Genomic DNA, 19,852 nt, shown 5'->3' on the forward strand with positions numbered 1-19,852 from the left:
TCCTTTCTGCATTATTATTAAGATTTAAATTCTCCCTAATTTCATATAGTATTATAATTTTTACCAATGTCAATAATGTTTAAACTTTCATTTAGTTAAACCTATATATTATCCCAATCAATATTTTGATTTAATATCTCAACAAGTTTAATAAAATATTCCTCTTCTATCTTAGTAAATCTGTTTTTTACCGGACTATCTAAATCTAGTACTCCATAAACTTTATTATCTTTTATTAATGGAACAACAAGTTCTGAATTTGAAGCAGAATCACATGCAATATGACCCGGAAATAAATGAACATCTGATACTAATTGTAACTCCTTAGTTTCTACTGCTCTTCCACAAACTCCTTTACCTATAGCTATTCTGTTACAAGCAGGTAAACCTTGGAATGGTCCTAATACCAACTCATCATCCCTCAATATATAAAATCCTGCCCAGTTTAATCTCTCTATGCAGGCCATTATTATACCTGTTACATTAGATATATTAGCTAAATCATCTTTTTCTGAGCTAAGTTGCCCTTTTACAAGTATTAGCATATATTTTAATCTTTCCTCTTGATTCATATCCTTAATAGCATCTAATTTAAACATATATTTCACCCCTCGAAACATTTCTTTACATTATATTATCAAATATATTATGTTTTAACAATAAAAATAATCCTAAAAAAGGAAAAGAACGACCTGCGTCGTTCCTAATCCTCCCATCATCCTAAATATTTTTTTACATCTATTATTCTTTGATTTGTTGAACCTCTAAACTGTAGCATCATAGATTTTTCAGATATGTCAAACTTACCATCAATCAATAAATCTGTTTGTAATAATAAATCTCTAAATTTCTTGTTACGAAGTATCTCTTCAAAGGTGTATCCCGTATAGGTAACTACGCTTAATCCTAAAACTTTAACTTTTTTAGCTAAGATACTACATTCCAATGATTGCTCAAAAGGTTCTCCGCCACTGATGGTAATTCCATCTAGTAACGGATTTTCCTTTATCATATTTACTATACTATCTATATCCACTAGTTCTCCTCCATCAAAGGAATGTGTCTCGGGATTATGGCAGCCAATACACTGATGATTACATCCCTGAGTAAATATTACAAATCTAATCCCCGGACCATCTACAATGGATTCCTCTTCTATTCCTGCTATTCTTATTTTCTCCATCCTACTACCCCTTATCTATTAGAACAAGAAAAATGTTTTACTCTGTCCCTTTCCTCAGCTTTCTTTGCATCATTAAATCTATCAAGAGTACCTACTAAATATCCTGTTATACGACGAATTCTCTCAAATTTAATAGTTCCTTCTTCTCTTCCACATTGAGGACATACATCTCCTATGATACCTGTATATCCACATACCGGATCTCTATCTACAGGATGATTAATAGAGCCATACCCAATGCCGGCCTCTTTCATAGCTCTAACGATCTTTTCAAATGCATTTAAATTATAAGAAGGATCTCCATCTAACTCTACATAAGTTATATGTCCAGCATTTGTTAATTCATGATATGGTGCTTCGATATTTATCTTATCTATTGCTTTAATCTTATGGTAAACTGGAACATGGAAGCTATTTGTATAATATTCTCTTGCAGTAACACCCTCTATATTCCCATATATTTCCCTATCCATTTTAACGAACCTACCTGCTGTACCTTCTGCAGGAGTTCCTATCAAAGTAAAATTCATCTTATATTGCTTACTAATATCATCCATCCTATCTCTAATATGTTTAACTATGCCCAAACCAAGAGCTTGAGCTTCCTTACTTTCACCATGATGGCTGCCTACTAAAGCTTTTAAGCATTCTGCTAAACCTATGAATCCGATTGATAATGTCCCATGTTTTAATATTTCTCTTATCTTATCATCTCTTGATAACTTGTCAGAATCAATCCAAACTCCTTGCCCCATAAGGAAAGGATAATTACTTACTTTTTTACTAGCTTGAATCTCAAATCTTTCTATCAATTGTTCTATTACTAGGTCAATGGTTTGATCTAATCTTTTATAGAATCTACCTATATCACCTTTATTCTCAAGACCTAATCTTGGTAAATTTATAGTAGTAAAACTTAGATTTCCCCTACCATTTACAATTTCTCTAGACGGGTCATACACATTTCCTATAACTCTAGTCCTACATCCCATATAGGCTACTTCTGTCTCTGGGTATCCTTCTTTATAGTACTTGAGATTAAAGGGTGCATCTATAAATGAAAAATTTGGAAATAATCTCTTTGAACTTACTTTGCATGCTAATTTAAATAAATCATAATTTATATCCTCTTTATTATAATTAATTCCTTCTTTTACTTTAAAAATTTGTATCGGAAATATAGGTGTCTCTCCATTTCCTAAGCCTTCTTCAGTTGTCAATAATAAATTTTTAATTACCATTCTACCTTCCACTGATGTATCTGTTCCATAATTAATGGAACTAAACGGAATTTGAGCTCCTGCTCTAGAATGCATAGTATTTAAATTATGAATCAAAGCTTCCATAGCTTGAAAAGTTCTTTTATCTGTATCCCTATAACTATTTCTCTCGGCAAATTTTTGAATCTTTTCAACAATCTCTTCATCACTCAATAATTCTTTTAAATATTCAGCTTCCTTCTCTTTATATTGCTCACTGCTACTTAAAGTTGGTAATAGTTTATATTCTTCTTCTAAAATTTTAAATACATTATCTAAATTATCATCTAAATCTGTATCCTCCACTAATAATTCAATAGCTTTTCTTAAATTTTGTCTATATTGTTTAATATAAGTTTTTCTAACCCCAGGTGCCATCCCATAATCAAAATTAGGTATAGATTGCCCTCCATGCTGATCATTTTGATTTGACTGTATGGCAATACAAGCTAGAGCTGCATAGGATTGTATATCTTTTGGCTCTCTCAAAAAACCATGTCCAGTACAAAAACCTTTATCAAATAATTTCACTATATCAATCTGACAACAAGTAGTAGTTAATGTAAGGAAATCTAAATCATGTATATGAATATCTCCTTCTTTATGAGCCTTTGAATGATTTGGATTTAGAACAAATAAGTCATAAAATTGCTTAGCAGATTCAGAACCATACTTTAGCATAGTTCCCATAGGTGTATCCCCATCTATATTTGCATTTTCTCTTTTTATATCAACATCCTTAGCTTCCTTAAATGTTAAATCTTCAAAAACCTTCATAAGTCTAGTATTCATTTCTCTTACTTTGTTTCTTTCTGCTCTATATAATATGTACTCTTTAGCAGTTTTAGCATGCCCTGACTCAATGAGAATTTTTTCAACAATATCTTGTAAATCCTCTACTCCAGGTACTGTACCTCGAAATTTTTCATCAGCAACAGCTATAACCTTTTCGGCCAAAGCCATAGATGTATTATAATCATGGCCACCAGCAGCCTGAGCTGCTTTAAAAATCGCATTAGAAATCTTCTCGATATTAAAAGGAACCTCTCTACCATCCCTTTTCCTAATTTTAGTAATCAATCAAAATCCCCCTTATCTTCTTGAAACTCTATATATTGTTATTCTATTTTAACAAACCTCTATATATTGTGTCAACCTTTTGTATAATAATTAAATATTTAACTTAAAGTTATCAATTAAAACGAGTTCTGAATCCGCATTTTCTACACATTTCTTCAACAACTACTCTCCTAGAAAATCCGTTATAGATCCTTGTGGCTCTTTCTCCAGATATAATTTCACTTAATCTTGTTTTAAAGATATTGCCTAACGATATTTTCCCTTCCCCGTCTAGGCAGCAAGGTATTACAGTACCATCAACTAAAATTCCTATTTGATCTCTTAGTCCGTAACAATATCCTTTATTACCAAACTCTTGATTTTTTAAATCAGGCCATATAAACTCTGAATCCTGATTTAAATATATTCTATCATCTATCTTAATCCCTCTTTTGGGATTTATCACATCTTCAATCTTAAATGGCAGTTTAAACTCAGTTTCTATTCTATTTAAAATTTCTTTGTTTCTATTTACTTCTTTATTAAATAAATTATCACCTGTCAAATTCCAAAGTCTTAATGCTATTATTAAAGATTTATCTTCTTTAGCTAATTCAATAAATTCAAATATATTATCTAGATATTTTTCTTTGCTATTAATATTGTTATTTCCATCAAAGCTATGTAGTGAAATATTAATTTGCCTAAGGGCGGGCTTATGGATTAATTTTTCTTTTACCTTGGAAAGCAAAGTACCGTTTGTTGTGATATTTACTTTAACCTCCTTATCATAGGATATATCTAAAAATTCGTCTATATTCGGATGTAAAAGAGGTTCACCTTTTACATGAAAATAAACGTAATCAGTAAATTCTCTTATTTCATCTAATACATAAGAGAATTCAGAAAGTCCAAGAAATCTTTGCTGCCTATTAGTTTTAGGGCAAAAATAGCATTGAAGATTACAAACATTTGTTATTTCTATATATACTTTCTTAAACCTTTTCATTATCTCAACTCCAATATACATTAAAAGAATCCCCTAAGGGATTCAGTTCTATCTACTTAAATCTATATGACAATAACCACCCGGATTCTTCTTTAAATAATCTTGGTGATATTCCTCAGCATCATAAAAAGATTTCAATGGTATAATCTCTGTTACTATGGATTTATCATATTTAGCTTTTTGTTCTTCTAAAGTTTTATTTATAACATTTATATCCTGACTATCAACATAATAAATTCCAGTTCTATATTGATTACCTATATCAGGACCTTGCCTGTTAAGTATAGTTGGATCTATTATTTGCCAGAATCTATTTAACAATTCTTCTAAAGAGATAATGCTCTCATCATATTTAACATAAGTCGTTTCAGCATGACCAGTAGTTCCTGTACATACTTCTTTATAGGTTGGATTTTCTTTAATGCCATTTGCATAGCCTACTCTGGTTTCTACTATACCATCTATTCTCGACATATATTCTTCTACGCCCCAAAAACATCCACCTGCTAAATATATCTCTTTCATATTTTTCCTCCAATATAATTTTATAATACTGTATTTTCATAACAATAGTATTATACTACTAATTTCATAAAAAATACAGGGTTAACCCCTGTATAAAATTTACTAAAATGGAGCAAATCCTTGATTAGTCCACCAGTCTGTCTTGTGCTTATTATACTGCTCAGTAAATTGTTCAAGATGTACTTTTTCCCATTTAATCAATAAGTCAAAAAGTTTTCTAGCTTCATCAAATCTAGTTTTTGATTTAGCAGCTTCATAAAATTCTATCGATGATTTCTCCATCTGAATTCCTATACCAAAAACAGACATGGCTAATGAGTTATATTCTTTATCAACCTTCTTCCAATTATAAATATCTGGAGAAGGAGGTGTTGCTTCTAAAGCTAATTTTATATCATCATCCTTATTATCTTTAATTTTATTAAATAATGCCTTTAAATATTCAACATGTTTTAATTCCTCATTAGCTAACTCCAAAAATGCTTCTTCACTTTCACTTGTTCCAGCTTGATTTGCTGCCATTCTATAAAATTCATATCCTTCAACCTCATTTAGAATAGCCTGGCTAATTATATTTAGTTCTTCTTTATACATTTATCTCATCTCCCTTCAATATTCTCTTTATACTTACCCAATTTTAAAACTATATCACTTATTACTAATCAACAAAATAAAATCTATACTTTGAATCACTATATTATTATTTTCATCTACTCTACCGTTAATTTCATTAAATATAAATTTAATCTCAATATTCTCCACATCACTACGAACTGCCACTCCATAACTCATATCTTCATAATTCATCATATTGTTATTTTCATCTGTAGCCTTTGCCTCTTGTTTTTCATATATATCTTTTACAAACTCAATCATATCCTGTTCTAATATAATTCTATCGTCTTTAGATATAATCAAAGCATTTTTTAATCTATCATATTGTAAAATCAATCCAGCAACTTCTCTTTTATTTTCATTCCATGAATTCATGTGTACATAATAATCATAACCTTTAATATCAACAGCATCTTCTGCATTATGAGTTCCATAATAAAAATATCGATTTTGCTCATATGGAAATGAATAATAAGGCTCATATTTAAATCCCATCACAGTCTCCATCTTGTCTAAATCAAAATCCTTTGGTAATACCTTAATATCCTTCAACTTATGATTTGAATGAAAATAGCTTATTATATTACTGATTTGTCTTTTATCTTCTAAGGTTATTTCACTATTTCTAATTATCTCTCCATTACTTAACATATTATTTCTAGCTAGTAAACTCTCAAGTCTCTTGTTCTGACTAAATTTTGAAATAGCAAAACTACTTATTGGCCCATATACAGAACTAAATATAATAAAAGATAAACTAATAGGTATAACAATATTTCTCAAAGGTTTTTTAAATGAAAAATATAACATTACTCCCAATATCCATAATCCAAGAACTACTACATAATATCTATTTTCAGTTATACCATATTGTGCTATCCTTTGATAGATTGACATAAACATCATAAAAAGTACAGGTAATATTATCTTAGGAAATAATACTTTGAACAATTTTGCAACCTTATTTTCTTCTAATATTGGAGTAATTAAAAATATTACTCCTACTGATAAAGTTGAGTACCATAATACTAGATGAGACATCAATCCCCTAGGCCATTCTTTCGTTATGAGTATCTTTCCAAAATAAACATAGAGTATAGCAGTATATACGGTCACTAAAGGAATAACTATATATACTAAAAGTATCTTTAGGGATTTAGTATATTCAGTCATATGATATTCTTCATCAGCAGATGGCAATTTAGATAGAAATAAAGATACTGCAAATATCAAGGATACTATTAAAAACATATAGTAATAAAATTCTCCCTTGATATTTACATCGAAAAGTTGATCTATAGTAAAGAATATTCCTACTATACCAAAGTATAGAACAAATGAATATACAAAAGTCAAAGCAAAACTAGACCATATATCCATTACATAATATTCATAATCATTCTTTTTTCCTATCCTTGGTATATACAAAGATGCTAATATTAGAAATAACATAGTCGCTAGATATCTAGACATAGATACCATTCCATAATTTTTTATGAATACAAAATAATATAATATCAAAATTCCAGTGCCAATGCTATATAATAATATTGAAATTATTTTTTTCTTTTCAAAAAACCTCTCTATTAGTAACCCAATACATAGAGAAAAAGGAATTCCTAGCCCTATTACTAAATTAATTTTTTCTAATATTTCCTGATCATCTCCAGTTAAATGACTTTCATTCATATAAATTAAAAGTATAGTCAAAACTGTAGATATTGCTACTGTTATTGGAAATCTTTTGATACTCTTCCTTATACTTATTAAAGTTGATTTTACCCTATCAAAACTCTTCATGATATCAACTCCTTTCTACTATATAGTATATATTTACCCAACAAGAAAAAAAGTATTTGAAAAAATCAAATACTTTAGAAATCATGGTTTAATATTACATCTAATATTCCCTCTTTTCTCTCTATCCAGTCATCAAATGAATGTATATCTGTAAAGAGTTTTCCAATATTATAATTCAAAGATTTAATGCTGCAATCACTTAAGAAATCAACATCAACTTCTTTCGAGAAAGTAGTGGCAATAGTCTCCAATACACAAGTAACTATTTCTTCTTTTTGAGATTCTTCTATATTTTTATTCTCTAATATCATCATCAAATTCTCATGGAATCTATATCTAATAAATATCATAAACCCTTCAAAATCTTCTGCATTATTCCCTTCTTCTATTTCAAATATTATCCTAAAAAATAAATTCCACCTAAAATCTTTATTTATTATTTCTAGGATACTACTCCCAATTTTTCTTGTAAAATCATCATTGAAAAAAATTTCCCTTTCAAAATTTATATATCTATTAAAGGATATATCATTTTTTCCTATATCATTCAGTCTATTTAATATTCGAAGGAAATTCACACTATAATTTTCTGATTCCTCAGGTCCACCTTTCATGAATATATAATTTACAATCACATCTGTAGACTTTTTAAAATCTACAACAAATCCAATTTCCTGTCTTATCTTAACTATATATATATCATGAATAATCTTTGATAACAATGCTTGTAATTGTACTTTTTTTGTTAAAGAATTACTTGCATCCATTCCATTAAGATGATTATAGACAAGCATTAACTGCCTATCAATCATAGATAAATTATCTTTTATTGAAGACATGATATCCCTAAAAAAGTCTTCAGTTAACATATAATTAAAATTCTTATAGAGTATTCTATGGTCAATTTCTCCCCAGAAAACATTTACTAAAGATTTTATCTGAAGTTCAAAGTTGATACAAGTACCATCTTTACAATACTTCCCATCAATTTTATATATTTCAAATCCATTCTTTTGCTTCTGAGGTTGTTTTTCGTCTAATTGTAACATAATATTAGAATTCAAAGGATTTGTATAAAAGCCATTTTCACATTTTATATCAAATAGTTTCATAATATCTTTATAAATTTTATTTTCATCTTCAATAAATCTACATTCAATTCTAAAACCTATTAAGTCAGATAAATTATTTAATAAATTCTCTGGTGTTTTATACTTTATGTAGAAATTATGCCTAAGTATTTTTTCTCTTAAACTCTCTGGAGATTTAATTCTGTAATTGACATTTAAAAAATGATCCTTTATAAAAAAACTATCTGTAAAAAATTTTTCTAAAGAATTAGCAACATTTTCTATACTTTCTTTTCTTTCTTCTATAAGTGCTAAAGTTTCATCTATAAAGTCAAACAATTCAAGTTTCATTCTCTATCCCCCTAAGGATTTTTTGTATATATAATATATACCATTTAATTATATCATAAAAAATAAGATATTAGTCCATAAAAAAGAGAAATCCCTTGGATTTCTCTTAATCAAATTTATCAAAATATATTAATTCTTCAGGTAAACCTTTTTCCATAAGAGCACTCACCATAGAGTCTATCATACCTGGATTTCCACAAAGATAAGCTTCTTTATTGTCTGAATTATCCAGATACTTATCTATAGCATTATTAACTCTACCTCTTTCTCCAGCCCAGTGATGTTCTTCTGTTATCCTTGATAAAGTAGGTATAAATTTAAAATCATATAGTTTTTCTTCTAATTCCCTAAAATAATCTAGTAAAAATAAATCATCTGGAGTTTTTGCACCAAAATAAAATCTTGCCTTTCTATTTATCTTATATTCTTTCATATGTTTAAGTATAGAAAGTATAGGTGCAATTCCTGTACCAGCTGCAACTAATATAACTTCTCTATCATTATCATCGTGGAAATAGAAATCTCCATAAGGACCATTAATTTGGACAGTATCTCCCACTTTTAAATATTTGTGTACATAAGTAGTACATTTTCCTCCAGGCACATATCCAATAAATAGCTCAATATAACTCTTATCCCCTGGAGAAGAAGCTATAGAATAAGCTCTATAAACTTCTTCATCATTACCTTCATAAAGTGGTGCTTTAAGCTGAATAAACTGTCCTGGTTTAAAATTAATTTCTTCTCCTTCAGGTAGTTTGATTTTCAATCTCTTAATTACGGAAGTCATATCTTCAATCTCTTCTACTGTTGCAAAATACTCTTTTACGTTAAATAACTCTTCCGGTATCTGAATTTTAATATTTTGTTTTACCTTACATTGACAAGAAAGTCTAACATTGTCTTTTAATTCCTCATCTGTTAGAAAAGGGGTTTCTGTTGGTAAAACAGGTCCTCCTCCATCAAGAACTTTTACTTTACAATATCCACAGGTTCCCTTCCCTCCGCAAGCAGAGGGAATAAAAATCTTTTCATCAATTAATGTGGATAATAGAGAAGATCCTCCATTAACGGTATATTCTTTATCTTCATTTATAACTAATTTTACTTCACCATAGTTCCCTATGGTTCTATCAGCAAGAGTAAGCAAAAAAGCGAATATAGCCGATATACCTGTAACAGCAGCTGTTGTTATAATTATTTCATTCATATTTTTTGCCCTCCTTATTGAATTTGGACTATGCCTGAAAAGCCTATAAAAGCCAATGCCATTAATCCAGTAATAATTAAAGTTATACCTGGGCCTTCCAGTCCTTTAGGAATAGATCCTTTCTTTATCTTTTTACGTATACCAGCTAAGGCCACTATGGCTAAAGTCCATCCAATTCCAGACCCGATGCTAAAACCAATTGATTGAAGAAAGTTATAGTTACGAATTATCATAAATAATGAAACCCCTAAAATAGCACAATTAACAGTTATTAATGGTAGAAATATACCCAATGCATAATATAGATTTGGAAGGTATCTTTCTACAATCATCTCTAATAGTTGCACAAATGCTGCTATACTAACAATAAAAACTATAAATCTTAAGTAATCTAAATGTAATGGCACCAAAACATAATGATATATAAGATAATTTATTATTGTAGTACAGGCCAGAACAAATGTAACAGCTTGGCCAAGCCCAAGGGAAGTAGGAATTTCCCTTGAAACCGCTATATATGAACACATACCTAAGAAATTACTAAATATCATATTATTTGTAAATATTGCCGCAAAGAATATGATGAAAGGATTAAGTTCTATCATGAGCTAACCACCTGACCTTTCTTCTCATCTTGTTTTTTCTCTTTTTCTTGAATAGTTTTAGTTATCCAAATGATAACTGCTAGGATAAAAAAGGCGGCTGGCGGCATTATCATAATAGTCCAAGGTGTCCACCATTCCCCTAATACTTGAATACCAAATATCGTACCAAAACCTAATAACTCTCTAAAAAATGCTATAGTTAATAGAACTAAGGTATAGCCTAATCCCGAGGCTACTCCATCCAAAAATGAAGGTATTGGAGGGTTCTTTTGTGCATACGCTTCTGCTCTACCCATTATTATACAGTTTGTAATGATTAACCCTACATAAGGTCCTAAAGCTTTACTCATTTCAGGCATATATGCTTTTAAGAAAATATCAACTATAATTACATAGGCTGCTATTATAAGTACCTGTACCATCATTCTAATATGTTTTGGAGTAAATGATCTAATTAATGATACCGTAAAAGATGATAATGCAGTGACAAAAATTAATCCTACTCCCATAATTAATGAATTTAACATAAGATTGGTTACAGCTAGTGCTGAACATATGCCTATTATTTGAACTAGTACTGGATTATCTTCCCATAGTCCCATCTTAAATATTTTTTTAGGGCTATCTCCTATCATTTCCTATTCCCCCTTTCTCTCTTTAATGAAATTATCTATGTCTTCATTTAAGAATTTACTCACAGATTTTGAAGTCAAAGTTGCACCAGCTATAGCATCTACATTTCCTCCAGGCGCTGGCTTATATATAATATAATTTCCATTCTGTGATCCTGTTATATCAATTCCTCTGAATTGTTCTTTATACCAATCCTCCGATATTCTACCACCTAATCCCGGTGTTTCACTATGAGAAGTAAAATCTAGCCCAAGAATTGTTGAATAGTCGGCCGAAATTCCAACATATCCTTCTATACTTCCCCAGAGACCAGAGCCATTTATGGGTACAGCATATCCTAGGATTTCTTGATTCTTATCATAATATACGTACATAGAATCATCACCAAACGGTATAGAGCCTATATTTTCCATAAAAGCTTCATTAATGTCATTGGGATTTTCAGATAGTGGCTCAATATCAAAAATATATAGAAGTTTCCTACTTAACTCAATTTCTTGATTAAATGCAATTTTATCAGCAGTACTATAATTTAAAAAAGCTAATATAAAAGTGAAAAAAGCAGTAATAATAATCATGAAAATTATTGGAAAACTAAAGGATTTCTTCATATTGCCACCTCTTCCTTTTTAGCCTTTGATTCTTTTCTGTATTTCTTATAAGCATTGACTCCCTCATCAATTATCGGTGCAAAGGTATTAGCTATCAGTATTGCAAACATCATACCACCAGCAAATAATGCATATCCCCTTATAATTACAGTAACTATACCTATAAGAATACCATATATCCATTTTCCTTCCTTTGTCTTCGGAGCTGATATAGGATCCGTTGCCATAAATACAGTACCAAATAATAATCCTCCAGCAAGTATACCAAAAATAGGATTAGGAATCTGACTATTACCTAATGCATAGAGGATACTACTTAGACCTGTAAATCCGATTAAAACACCAGCCATTATTTGCCAAGAAGCAACCTTCTTATAAATTAAGTAAATACCAGCTAACACTATTAAAACAGCAGATGTTTCTCCCATAGACCCTGAAACATTTCCAATGACTAGGTCCATTAAAGAGGCCATTTTTCCCGTATCTCTAAATAATAGCATAGGCGTGGCTTGGGATACTGCCTCTACTCCTTCAGTTATATAGGTACCTAATCCTCCTGGAAAACCTAAAGCTGCTTTTGACCATTCTATAGTCAAAGGGGTTGGGAAACACACATATACAAATGCTCTAGCAACTAAAGCCGGATTAAAAACATTTTTTCCAAAACCTCCGAATACTTCTTTTGCAAATAAAATACCAAATATAATCCCTGTTACTGCTATCCAATATGGCGTAGTAGGAGGCAATGTCAATGTGTATAAAATACAACTAACAAATACTGCCTCTGATACTTTTCTATTATATTTTTTTTCAAATATCCATTCTGTAGTTACTCCAGCAACTGTAACGATTCCTAAAAGTATCAAAGTTCTCCATCCGAAAAAATAGATTGATGCAAATATTATAGGTATTAAAGAAATAATAACTGTTCGCATCATCTTTTGTTTAATAAAATACTTTGAGAAATTCTTTAAGTTCAAAATAACACCTCCATATTTTAATGAGTTAATATATAGTATGATATATTCCCAATATTTTGATAAAATAACATTTGTTAACTATATTGATAATAAAGATACTATATTATTTAGAATAAGTTCTAAAAATACGGCATACTTATAGAAAATCCATAGGCATACAACACAAAGCACCTATGGATTTTCAAATATTTTAACTTATATTTATTTTAAATAATATCTTAATTATAATCTTATTAGCCTTTATAGTTTCTAGCTCTTTCTAATATATAAAATTATATTAAATATATAAACATACTTAAATACTTCTTTTATCTATCAACTCAAAAACTTGGCTATTACATTTAGAGCATCTTTTCAGCTTTAATTCTTCTATGGTTCTAAATTTCTCTAAACTTCCTACCTTCAGCATCTCTCCACATTTTTTACATTTATATAGACGTGCCGTGGCCCTAAGTTCTCCAGTATAGATAGCTCCTTCATAAGAGTTCCCCACTAATGCTTTACTATTATTAGTGGTTTTAAGAATTATCATCTGCCCTATATTACCAATTATTTCTGCTCCTTCATAGGTGTTAAATCTAGTTATTATCTCTGAAACTACAAGACCCATTTTCAAAAAGTTCTTTTGCATATCTAACTCAAAATCTGGAGATTTATGAGCATAGGAAAGATATATAAAAAGTCCGCTTTCATCATTTAAAGCTTCTATTCCCCTTGAAAGAAATAAGTTCATTCCCTCAAGAGTATAAGGAGGATCTGTAAAAAAACAATCAAACTGCTTTTTAAAATCTTTTGATAGTTCTTTTCTAAAATCTATATATTCACATTTGATAGGAAGATTTTCTTCTATAGCTATATTATTTATATAGTTAATAATCCTTTTATCTATATCCATTACTGTAATGGAAGTCTTATATTTTATAGAAGTTTTGTAAAGCTTTCTCAATAAAAATCCTATAGCTATACTAACTAAATCATCATCACCTATGCATAAAATCTTTTTTCCTATTAACGTATGATTTTTAATACATAATACTGCTCTTTTAATTGCTGTATCTATACTACACTTTGATTGATCAATAGTAACATCTACCTGAGGACGATTTTTAAAAATTATATTTAATTCTTCTCTTATTTCAATAATCTCCTTATGATCTTTCCACGGTTCTGTCAATAGTTTAATATATAAATTTTTATTTATATTCTTAAATCCCAATTCATCTTCTATAAACGCTTTCCCTTCTGAAGTAAGTCTTATTCCTCTATCTTGAATAAGTATTTTTCTCTTTATAAACTCTTTCTTTATGGCAGCAACTATTGGGATGGGTAAAAGCATATTTCTTCCCAATTCTTTAGTAGAAATTCCCTCTTTAAAATATATATTTATTAATATGTTCTCTATAACATTTTTTCCTTCTTCTATTTTTATATTTTTATTTACTTCTTCTATATAATTAAACATCATTATAACCCTCCATATAATATATTAAGTTCTAAAGGACTAAGGTAGAAACTACTCATGACGGTTATATTCAAACTAATATTTAAAAGTAAAATAGAAACTTCAACAAAAAAGACCATAGCAACACAAAGTGTCACTACAGCCTTTTTATAACTTAAAATATACACCAAGAACTAATATCCTCTTTAATTATAAAATAACAATAGTAATTAAAAGAAAGTATATTACTATTATGACTATAAGAGAATATATAATAATTTTGGGCATAAAAAAACCGTACAAAAGCACGGTTTTTACAATATATCATAAGGTCTAATGATTTCCGTGTTCCTAACTTACTCTTAAAAAACCGTCAACAAATAAACCTAAACACTTCTAGGTTAAAGTTTTTTAAGATTCAACTATTTAGTTGATTTAGTTAAGAACAAACGCTGACATCAACTTCTCTCCCTTACTTGTTTCTATAATTTATTTACTACAATTTACATTATAGCATATATATAAATATATAACAATTATAAATATGATTTTTCATATAATCTTTTTAGTTTTTTACAATAATTTTCTTTATTATATTTACATATTATTTACTACTTCATATTTTTGTTTTAATTCATTTGTCTTATCCAAATAAGCTTGTTGTTGCTTCATTCCAAGTACTTGATCAGTTATTTGAGCCTTAACTTCATCAAATGTGCTCATAGTTTCTTTATTCTTGGCTGTTAATTTGATTATATGATACCCAAACTGAGTTTTTACTGGCTCTGAGATAGTATCTACTTCCATATTAAAAGCTGCTGTTTCAAACTCTGGAACCATTTGTCCTTTAGTAAATTCACCTAAGTTTCCTCCTTGCTCTTTAGAAGGACATGATGAATAATTTATCGCAGCGTCTTCAAAAGAAAGACCTTCATTTATCTCTTTTATAATATCTTTAGCTTTTTCTTCATTATCTACTAAAATATGACTAGCAACTACAGTTTCAGGTTTATGAAAATTATTTTTGTTTTGATTATAAAAATCTAATATCTCTCCCTCTGTTACCGTGATTTCAGATAAAATATTATTTAGGGCATATTGTTTAAGTAATCCCTCTTTCAACCTTTCTAGTTCTTTAGTGAAATCTTCTTTTTTATCCAAGCCATTTTCTAGAGCATTCAAATATATTAATTCCTGATTTACTAACTCATCTACTACCCTTTTAATGCCTTCCGGCGATTGAAACTGCATTGCCATTTGAGGCCCCAAATCATTAAGGAATCTAAGTACAGTATCCTCTGTTATCTCTTTACCATTAACTACTGCAAGAACTCTCTTTTCACTCATATGTATTCTCCTTTTATTTAAATTTTTAATACATTTCCCTGTTCTAAATAATCAATAAATCTTTTATCTTCAATAATATAAAACCTCTTAAAGATATATCTTTAAGAGGTTGTGAGTATCCATTTACTATAGAATAGTGATGTTTTCAGCTTGTAGACCTTTAGCGCCTTCTACAACGTTGAATTCAACTTCTTGACCTTCTTCTAAAGTTTTGAATCCTTCTTTGTTGATTTGTGAGAAGTGAGCGAATACATCGTTTCCTTCTTCAGTAGTAATAAATCCAAATCCTTTTTCTGCATTAAACCATTTTACTGTACCTTTCATTGCATATACCTCCGAAATTTTATTTCTTTAATTCTTTGTAAAAATACCAACAATAAAATTTCTTTACTATATGCAGATAAAATTCTGAACCTGTAGAAATTATTGTGTATTGATTATTTACTTCCGAATTAAAGCTACACCCTAATCTTAACACACTCTAAGATAGATTGCAACTACATTTTATATCTTTTTTAACAAATCTAGAGCTTAATTTGTCTTAATACCATAATAAATTTTCAAACTATTTTGGTATTCTCAAATTGGAAAAATCAACTATTTCCCTCATATATTCCTCATCCATTAATGGTGAAGATAGTATATAATCTGCAGACGATCTATTGGTTGCTATAGGTATATCATATAAAACAGCAATTCGAAGTAAGGCTTTCACATCTGGATCATGAGGCTGAGCTTCCAAGGGATCCCAGAAAAAAATTACCATATCAATTTTCCCCTCAACAATACGAGCTCCTATTTGCTGATCTCCACCCAACGGACCAGATTTAAAAGCTTTCACTGGTAAATCTGTACTATCTGATATTCGCCTGGAAGTAGTTCCTGTACCACATAAAAAGTGTTTTGATAAAATCTCTCTATTTTCTTTTACCCAATCTATCAGATCATCTTTCTTATTATCATGAGCAATAAGAGCTATATTTTTTTGCTTTTCCATTCTTATTTTCATCATTAGCACCCCTCAAACTTAATACATTTAATATTAAATTTTTATTTTAAATATAGTATACCTATTTTATCATTAATTTGGGCAAAATTATATAGAGTAATTCACTTAGTTTTGACTAAAATATAACAAAACTTTATTTTACTATTCTTTAGTGTTATTATAATGATGTGAATATATCTTACATCGTTATTCAAATTTAATAAAATTCAATAAACAAAGGAGCGTTTTAAATGAACTCTATGATTCAAAAGTATGTAACACAAGAATTTATGACCGAAGCAGAAGGTAACTATATTGAAGAAGCTATTGCTAAAAAAGAATCTGTTATTGTATCTGGACATAGATCAGCAGGTATAAGACCATTGATGGCTACCCTAATGGCAGTAGCAAAAGGTAGTTTTACATCAGTTCAAGTAAAAGGGTTTGAAGATTTAAATAGTGATGTTGAATATTTTCTTATTCCGGGCCTAGATAATTTGGATTTTGAAAAATTAATTGGTGAAGCCATGGCAAAACCAAACACATCATTTGTAACTCTAAAAGAACCTGAACATCCTTATTCAATTCTAAAATTATTAAAAGATGTTTATAAACTAACGGGAGATACTTCTAAAATATATCATCTTGTAGAATGTGCTAAGATTGATAATGTACCAAAATTAACTAAAATCACAAAAATGAACTTAGATGAAAAAGGGAAGATAATAAAAGTAGATTTTGAAGGATAATAAATAAGTTAGGTGATATCACCTAACTTATTTATTTATATTTTTCCACTTAGTTACACCCATGGAATGGTTGTCTTTATTATCCTTATCTAAAATATTATGGAAGTATTTATGTAAATCATCTGATTTATTTATTTCATTACTTCCAGATAATATGGTATTACCATAGGTAGTTTCTTTTTTATACAAAATTTCAAATTCATCTAGCATATAGTTTTCATAAATATATTCAGGGATAGTTTCCAGCATCCAAGAAAGATATTTAGTATTATTTACATGATTATTGTAATCAATATCTGATCTTCTCACATGAAAATCAATGTATTCTTCTATTTTTATCTCTTTTTTGAAATCATAAAAATCATCAAAGGTTTTCTCTTCTATGGGATTGATTGCTTCAATAAATTCAACTGGTACTCTAATAGGTCTCTTTTTTTCCATATTTAAAAATATCCAAACCGTAGATGCCCTTCCTATTTCTATAGCTTTTTCATCGTATATAATAAATTCTCTAGTAGCATAAAATTTATCGACCCCAGAAGTCCAAGTCTCAATTGTTATATTTTCTTTCACATTTGGATATCTGTGGATTTTAACCTTCCATCTATTTAGCATCCAGCCATAGTTTAGAGCTTGTAGCTTATCAACACCAAATCCAATATGATCTGTATGAGCCCCCGATGTCTCACCCAAATATGTAAGTATTGCTATAGGTGTAGCTCGTCTGTATTTATCTGCATCATAATATGGTATCTGAAACATTTTTCTATATTTAGACATTAATCTATCACTCCTTTAAATATGCCAATAATTATATTATATATCATAACTCTTATGTATAAAATAGAATGTCAAATTTCATTTTTTGTAAGAAGTACTTCTATCAAATCACTAATATATTAATAAAGCCTTTCTTAAATCATATTCAAAGCTAAGTTTAAATTAGGAGAAATATAATCAAAAAGTAGAAATTTCCTATTCCTTATAAAAAACAGCCTATAAAAGGCCACTTTTATGTTACATTTCTAATCCATTTTTTAGATTTAACTCTTGGTAAACCTATAACAGCCTTAACTATTTCTTCAAAGGAAACTAATATAAAAACAATATAAACAGGTAACTTTAATAATAAAACTCCAATAAATGCTAAAGGAACTCCTATTAACCATACAGCTCCCATTTCAAGATACATAGAAAAACTAGTATCCCCTCCACCTCTGAGGACTCCTACAATCAATGTAGAATTAAATGTTCTTATAAAATAAAATATTCCTGCAACCATTAATAATTTTCTAGATAAATTGTACACATCTAATTCCAAATTTCTAAATAATTTTAAAGTTAAGTCAGGTGTTAAACCTAAAATCACCCCTAAGGCCAATCCTGCTATAGTTGACATAGTTAAAAATTGAATTGCATAATTATATGCCTCTTCTTCATCTCCAGCACCAATCTTATTACCAACCATAACAGTACAAGCATTAGCTAATCCTCTTACCATTACAAAAAAAATATTTTGAATAGTACTTGCAACTTGCACTGCAGCAGTTGCTTCTGCTCCCATTCTAGCATAAGCTGCAGAATACATAACTTGTCCCAATGCCCAAAATGTTTCATTAATTATCACAGGGTAAGTAGTCTTTAGATATCTGTTAACAAATTCTTTTGTCCAATCTGTTAATTCCCTTAGGGTAGCAGCTAGAGGTTTTATACCTGTATATACAAAATAAAGAATAAAACTAATTTCAACGATTCTCGCAATTAATGTTCCATAAGCCGCTCCTTTTACTCCCAATTCCGGAAAACCAAAATGTCCAAAAATAAGTAAATAATTAAATATTGTATTAGTTATAAATGATATAGCTGAAACAACCATAGGCATTTTAGGCTGTCCAATACTTCTAGATGCTATACTGAAAGCAAAGCTTATACCAGTTATTATATATGACAAAGAAACTATTCGTAAATAATCACTTCCTAGCCTAACTACTATTTCTTCCTTAATAAAAAATCTCATAACTATCTCTGGACAGAAGAAAGCCACCATGGTAAAAATTAATCCAGATAAGGCACTTAAACTCACTGCTAACCCTAATACTCTTTTAATATTTTCTGTATCATTTTTACCCCAAAATTGAGATATAAATATTGAAGAACCACTATTAATTCCAAAAATAATTAAAGAGTAAAAAAAGAATAGTTGATTTGCTAAACCTACTGCTGCTATACTTGATTTACCTAATTCAGATATCATTAAAGTATCCACCATATTTAGCGAAGAAGTTATCAAGTTTTGTAATGCGATTGGAATTGCTATTATCAGCATATCCTTTAAGAATTTCTTATCCTTCCAAAATTGCTTCATTTATGACCTCCGATAATATAATGTTAAATAAATGTATTATATTTAGATAATA

Annotated in this window: 20 protein-coding genes; 1 reads left to right on the forward strand and 19 read right to left on the reverse strand. The window is 29.2% G+C overall.

The genetic code is table 11. The features are described 5' to 3' along the window. Window positions 1-101 precede the first annotated feature (101 nt). From RDK80_RS12020 to RDK80_RS12100, 17 genes are all read right to left on the reverse strand, one after another. Window positions 102-599, reverse strand: a complete 498-nt coding sequence (locus RDK80_RS12020) for a GAF domain-containing protein (RefSeq protein WP_094901618.1) — start codon at window positions 597-599, stop codon at window positions 102-104. Window positions 600-715: 116 nt separating this feature from the next. Beyond that, window positions 716-1,183, reverse strand: a complete 468-nt coding sequence (gene nrdG / locus RDK80_RS12025; protein ID WP_094901616.1) for an anaerobic ribonucleoside-triphosphate reductase activating protein — start codon at window positions 1,181-1,183, stop codon at window positions 716-718. Window positions 1,184-1,194: 11 nt separating this feature from the next. Next, a complete protein-coding gene (locus tag RDK80_RS12030; RefSeq protein WP_308524397.1) occupies window positions 1,195-3,522 on the reverse strand; it encodes an anaerobic ribonucleoside triphosphate reductase in 2,328 nt (775 codons plus the stop codon). Window positions 3,523-3,634: 112 nt separating this feature from the next. Next, window positions 3,635-4,510 (reverse strand): radical SAM/SPASM domain-containing protein, encoded by an 876-nt coding sequence (locus RDK80_RS12035; protein ID WP_094901725.1) that lies wholly within the window; start codon window positions 4,508-4,510, stop codon window positions 3,635-3,637. Window positions 4,511-4,558: 48 nt separating this feature from the next. Further along, complete coding sequence (gene msrA / locus RDK80_RS12040; RefSeq protein ID WP_308524398.1) at window positions 4,559-5,035, reverse strand: peptide-methionine (S)-S-oxide reductase MsrA; 477 nt, start codon at window positions 5,033-5,035, stop codon at window positions 4,559-4,561. Between the two features lie 102 nt (window positions 5,036-5,137). Then, window positions 5,138-5,629, reverse strand: a complete 492-nt coding sequence (locus RDK80_RS12045; protein WP_308524399.1) for a ferritin family protein — start codon at window positions 5,627-5,629, stop codon at window positions 5,138-5,140. 54 nt (window positions 5,630-5,683) lie between these two features. Next, window positions 5,684-7,450, reverse strand: a complete 1,767-nt coding sequence (locus RDK80_RS12050; RefSeq protein WP_308524400.1) for a DUF4153 domain-containing protein — start codon at window positions 7,448-7,450, stop codon at window positions 5,684-5,686. A 74-nt stretch (window positions 7,451-7,524) separates the two neighbouring features. After that, the gene (locus tag RDK80_RS12055) at window positions 7,525-8,871 is read right to left on the reverse strand and encodes a GTP pyrophosphokinase family protein (protein WP_094901608.1); all 1,347 of its coding nucleotides are present in this window, start codon (window positions 8,869-8,871) and stop codon (window positions 7,525-7,527) included. A 106-nt stretch (window positions 8,872-8,977) separates the two neighbouring features. After that, window positions 8,978-10,081, reverse strand: coding sequence for an NADH:ubiquinone reductase (Na(+)-transporting) subunit F (locus tag RDK80_RS12060; RefSeq protein ID WP_094901606.1), 1,104 nt, complete (start codon window positions 10,079-10,081; stop codon window positions 8,978-8,980). A 14-nt stretch (window positions 10,082-10,095) separates the two neighbouring features. Next, complete coding sequence (locus tag RDK80_RS12065) at window positions 10,096-10,686, reverse strand: NADH:ubiquinone reductase (Na(+)-transporting) subunit E (protein WP_235601316.1); 591 nt, start codon at window positions 10,684-10,686, stop codon at window positions 10,096-10,098. Continuing rightward, complete coding sequence (locus tag RDK80_RS12070) at window positions 10,683-11,321, reverse strand: NADH:ubiquinone reductase (Na(+)-transporting) subunit D (RefSeq protein WP_235601315.1); 639 nt, start codon at window positions 11,319-11,321, stop codon at window positions 10,683-10,685. Before RDK80_RS12070 ends, RDK80_RS12065 begins: the two co-directional genes overlap by 4 nt. A gap of 3 nt (window positions 11,322-11,324) precedes the next feature. Next, the gene (locus RDK80_RS12075; RefSeq protein WP_094901604.1) at window positions 11,325-11,930 is read right to left on the reverse strand and encodes an FMN-binding protein; all 606 of its coding nucleotides are present in this window, start codon (window positions 11,928-11,930) and stop codon (window positions 11,325-11,327) included. Next, a complete protein-coding gene (locus RDK80_RS12080) occupies window positions 11,927-12,910 on the reverse strand; it encodes an RnfABCDGE type electron transport complex subunit D (RefSeq protein WP_308524401.1) in 984 nt (327 codons plus the stop codon). Before RDK80_RS12080 ends, RDK80_RS12075 begins: the two co-directional genes overlap by 4 nt. Before the next feature lie 295 nt (window positions 12,911-13,205). Then, the gene (locus tag RDK80_RS12085) at window positions 13,206-14,372 is read right to left on the reverse strand and encodes a bis-aminopropyl spermidine synthase family protein (protein ID WP_094901717.1); all 1,167 of its coding nucleotides are present in this window, start codon (window positions 14,370-14,372) and stop codon (window positions 13,206-13,208) included. 576 nt (window positions 14,373-14,948) lie between these two features. Further along, complete coding sequence (locus RDK80_RS12090; protein ID WP_308524402.1) at window positions 14,949-15,698, reverse strand: peptidylprolyl isomerase; 750 nt, start codon at window positions 15,696-15,698, stop codon at window positions 14,949-14,951. Between the two features lie 126 nt (window positions 15,699-15,824). Further along, the gene (locus RDK80_RS12095) at window positions 15,825-16,022 is read right to left on the reverse strand and encodes a cold-shock protein (RefSeq protein ID WP_094901600.1); all 198 of its coding nucleotides are present in this window, start codon (window positions 16,020-16,022) and stop codon (window positions 15,825-15,827) included. 241 nt (window positions 16,023-16,263) lie between these two features. Further along, window positions 16,264-16,707, reverse strand: a complete 444-nt coding sequence (locus RDK80_RS12100) for a methylglyoxal synthase (protein ID WP_235601313.1) — start codon at window positions 16,705-16,707, stop codon at window positions 16,264-16,266. Window positions 16,708-16,937: 230 nt separating this feature from the next. On the opposite strand from RDK80_RS12100, the gene RDK80_RS12105 reads away from it, so the two are divergent. Then, the gene (locus RDK80_RS12105) at window positions 16,938-17,435 is read left to right on the forward strand and encodes a hypothetical protein (protein ID WP_094901596.1); all 498 of its coding nucleotides are present in this window, start codon (window positions 16,938-16,940) and stop codon (window positions 17,433-17,435) included. Window positions 17,436-17,462: 27 nt separating this feature from the next. Here RDK80_RS12105 and RDK80_RS12110 read toward each other — a convergent pair whose 3' ends face one another. Then, window positions 17,463-18,215, reverse strand: coding sequence for an acyl-ACP thioesterase domain-containing protein (locus RDK80_RS12110; protein ID WP_308524403.1), 753 nt, complete (start codon window positions 18,213-18,215; stop codon window positions 17,463-17,465). 232 nt (window positions 18,216-18,447) lie between these two features. Next, window positions 18,448-19,800 carry an MATE family efflux transporter gene (locus RDK80_RS12115; protein ID WP_308524404.1) on the reverse strand — a complete coding sequence of 451 codons (1,353 nt, stop codon included), beginning with the start codon at window positions 19,798-19,800 and terminating at the stop codon, window positions 18,448-18,450. Between the last annotated feature and the right edge of the window lie 52 nt (window positions 19,801-19,852).

It is taken from the genome of uncultured Tissierella sp., assembly GCF_902479755.1.
In the GTDB taxonomy this organism is placed as follows: Bacteria; Bacillota; Clostridia; order Tissierellales; family Tissierellaceae; genus Tissierella; species Tissierella carlieri.